At 39.9% G+C, this 3,389-nt stretch carries 5 protein-coding genes; 3 read left to right on the forward strand and 2 right to left on the reverse strand.

Going from position 1 to position 3,389, the window contains the following annotated elements:
• Positions 1 to 38 precede the first annotated feature (38 nt).
• Both AC1DWN_RS30700 and AC1DWN_RS30705 read right to left on the reverse strand, forming a co-directional pair.
• Entirely contained in the window at positions 39 to 455 is a 417-nt protein-coding gene (locus AC1DWN_RS30700; RefSeq protein ID WP_477562654.1) for a DUF2269 family protein, read from the reverse strand.
• Between the two features lie 8 nt (positions 456 to 463).
• Entirely contained in the window at positions 464 to 1,051 is a 588-nt protein-coding gene (locus AC1DWN_RS30705; protein ID WP_477562650.1) for an NAD(P)H-dependent oxidoreductase, read from the reverse strand.
• 120 nt (positions 1,052 to 1,171) lie between these two features.
• Here AC1DWN_RS30705 and AC1DWN_RS30710 point away from each other — a divergent pair, with 120 nt between their 5' ends.
• The 3 genes from AC1DWN_RS30710 to AC1DWN_RS30720 form a co-directional block, all read left to right on the forward strand.
• The gene (locus AC1DWN_RS30710; RefSeq protein WP_477562651.1) at positions 1,172 to 1,612 is read left to right on the forward strand and encodes a MarR family winged helix-turn-helix transcriptional regulator; all 441 of its coding nucleotides are present in this window, start codon (positions 1,172 to 1,174) and stop codon (positions 1,610 to 1,612) included.
• Between the two features lie 154 nt (positions 1,613 to 1,766).
• Complete coding sequence (rfbF, locus tag AC1DWN_RS30715; protein WP_477562652.1) at positions 1,767 to 2,537, forward strand: glucose-1-phosphate cytidylyltransferase; 771 nt, start codon at positions 1,767 to 1,769, stop codon at positions 2,535 to 2,537.
• Positions 2,538 to 2,577: 40 nt separating this feature from the next.
• Positions 2,578 to 3,389: glycosyltransferase family 2 protein (locus tag AC1DWN_RS30720; protein ID WP_477562653.1), on the forward strand; the 812-nt coding region annotated here is incomplete at its 3' end.

Here is a 3,389-nt window from a genome sequence, read left to right on the forward strand (position 1 = left end):
CTAACACACCTTGTGCACTTCATTTCCCCTTTATATCCTTAGCTCTCGATGACAGGCTTCATAATCATGAAGATAAACAATACCAACCCCAGCGCTGTTGCTAACCATAGATAGTTTCTGGCTTTGCTGAAGTAACCTTTGACTTCATCAGGCAAAGTAGCCGCGTTTTGGTTTCCCGGTTCAATCAGCCAATTCATTAACTTCTTTGAATTGGGACCCACAATACCGATCACAATAATTTCAATGATAACATATAGAATGAGTGAACCAATCAACCAGAGCTGCATGAAAGAACCGTATTCACCAAGCCATATGAGCGAAAGACCACTTAGTACAGCAATCGTTCCCCCTATTTTCGGGAAAAAGTCCAGCATACTCGAGCGCAGCATAGAATGCTTTAATTCATCAACGGACTGGTTGGATCTGAGCAGAACATGACATGGGTCGAATAAGATATTCCAGCCTAGCCGCTAATTGTTTTGAAATACCGATAGATTTTATTTAGCTTTTGTTCATGTTTTCCTTTCGGACTTTCCATGTTTCCAAATTCAAAAAACTTCACTTTTTTCATCCCTACATATTGGAACAGAGCTTTCCGCATTAATACTTTATGCGCATTATTCAACCAGATCAAAGGATAAAACGCCGGCCCTTTCATCGTTGAAATGCAGACAACCGACCTCCCCTTCAGAAGTCCTTCTGGCAGCAAACCTCCCTTATCTTTATAAGCAAAATCTGAAGCAAACATTTGGTCTATATAGCCCATTAACATAGCCGGAGGCCGCCCCCACCAGATTGGATATACGAGAACAATTTTATCTGCCCATAAAATTTGTTCGCGATACTTTTTAAGCTCAGGGTCAGAATGCATATCTCTTCTTCGTTTGTTTTCATTGAAAACAAGGACTGGATTAAACTGCTCCTCATACAAATCCAGCACCTTAATTTCCGTGATATGAGGGTTTTCACTGCTTCCTTCCATAACTTTTTGCAAAAAAGCATAGCTTAAGCTCTTATGATTAGGATGCGTATAAATAACTAGTGTTTTCATTGCGACACCTCTTTACTTATCATTTGATAACCAAATCGTAACACAACGTCTTTTTAGTTGTCAAATGATAATTGTTTTATGATAATTATTTTGTTATCGTGTTAGTTAGAGGTGATTCCTATGGACAAACAAGCTTTTTTCCAGAAATTCGTGGCCTTTACTACTGCTGTTCATGAAGTGAAGCATGAAATGACGAGGGATGTTAAGACCGATAACATTACTCCCGTTCAATATAGTATCATGGAAAATTTAGCCGTCAGTCAGCCTGTAACTCTAAGTCAAATGAGTGATTGTCAGCATATGTCCATGCCCAATACAAGTCGTGAACTGAAGAAGCTAATCGAAAAAAATCTATGTGAAAAATATACCGATTCCAAAGATCGAAGAAAACAATACTTCCGTCTTTCCAATGAAGGGCAAGTCATGATGAACAAGGCCTTCACACTCATAGAAGCCCGCTTCCAGCAACAGATAAAGAATGCGTCTGAAGAAGACCTGGCGGAAATCGACCACGCTCTGGATGTGCTCTACTCCAAAGTATTTTATCCAAACCAATCATAGTAGAGTCCATAAAATGAAGACAAGCTATTCCCGAAAAGGAGGAGCTTGTCTTTTCGTTTTGAAAGAAATTTTTCTTGCAGTAGTTGTCCCTATCAATTTATTGAGGCTAGCATATAATATGCTATCAAATAGATAAAATAGAGAGGAGAATTATATGAAAGTTGTTATTCTGGCAGGGGGATTAGGCACGAGAATCAGTGAAGAGTCTCATCTGAAGCCTAAACCAATGATAGAGATTGGTGAGCGACCTATTCTATGGCATATCATGATGATTTATAGCTACTTTGGTTTTAATGAGTTTATTATTTGCTTAGGCTACCAGGGACATTTAATCAAAGATTATTTCGCTAATTATGTTAGGAATGAATCGGACATTACCTTTGATCTCGAAAATAACAAGTCTCGTTACCATTCAACTCACAAACTGCCTTGGAAGGTCACTTTAGTTGATACTGGCGGAGACTCGATGACTGGCGGACGGCTTAAAAGAATCCAAAAGCATGTAGGTAATGAAGCCTTCATGTTGACGTACGGGGACGGTGTCATCAATTCGAATATAGGGAAATTGGTGCAATTTCATCAAGCTCATGGGAAAATAGCAACGGTCACAGCCGTTCAACCCTCTGGGCGATTCGGTGCACTGACTATCGGTGATGATAATCAAATCAAGCAATTCAATGAAAAACCGAGTGGTGATGGAGGATGGGTCAACGGCGGGTTCTTTGTTTTGCAGCCGGAAGTATTTAACTATATCGATGGGGATGCAACTATTTTCGAGAAAGATCCTTTAGAGCAGCTGGCGCATGCGGGACAACTTCAAGCCTTTAAACACAATGGTTTCTGGTACGCTATGGATAGCATGAAGGATAAGCAGCATCTGAAGCAGCTTTGGGATTCCAAGCACGCACCGTGGAAGATTTGGTAACCGTTTGATTTTCCAGTTTGGTAGAGAAAGGACCACAACTATGAACCCTCTTGTAAGTATATTAATTCCAACCTATAATCGTCCGTATTATTTGGAACAAGCTCTCCAAAGTGCACTGAATCAAACATATTGCAATATTGAGATTATCATTAGCGATAATAGTGAAGATGATAAGACGGAACAAGTGGTGCATTCTTACTTATCCTCGCCGAATGGATCGAAAATCAAGTATGTAAGAAACCAACAGAACATCGGACCGATTCCTAATCAGCAGCAATGCTTCGACCTTTCAACCGGTGAATATATCAACTATTTAATGGATGATGATATGCTGCATCCAACAAAAATCGAGAAAATGATCCCTTTTCTTGTGCACGATCAGAAAATTACCCTTGTTACCTCTCGCAGGCAAGTCATTGACGGTTTCGGCCAGCCTATTCGAATATCACCCCATACTATGCCCTTTAAACAAATAAATAGGAAGGCAGCGGTTGTTAATGGAAAATCCGCCATCAGTAATATGCTGCAAATCCAAAAAAACTTTATCGGCGAGCCCACTACTCCGTTATTTAGAAAAGAAGATTTGAAGGAGCCCTTTGGGGCTTTCTTTCACTACCAATCTAACAATAGTGTTGATGTCGCTTCTTGGTTTTCTCTGCTAGCACACAAGGATTTTGTTTATTTAGAGGAACCATTGAGCTCTTATAGGAAGCATTCTGGCCAATTGGCTAACAGCACGTTATCCCTTATGGGACATTTATGCGACTGGATTATGTTCACATTAATCGCACGAGAACAAGGATTATTTAACGACTCTGCTGTCTTCATCCAATCGATTAATCACTTTAAAGC

The organism is Paenibacillus sp. P4_A7, from assembly GCF_056402455.1.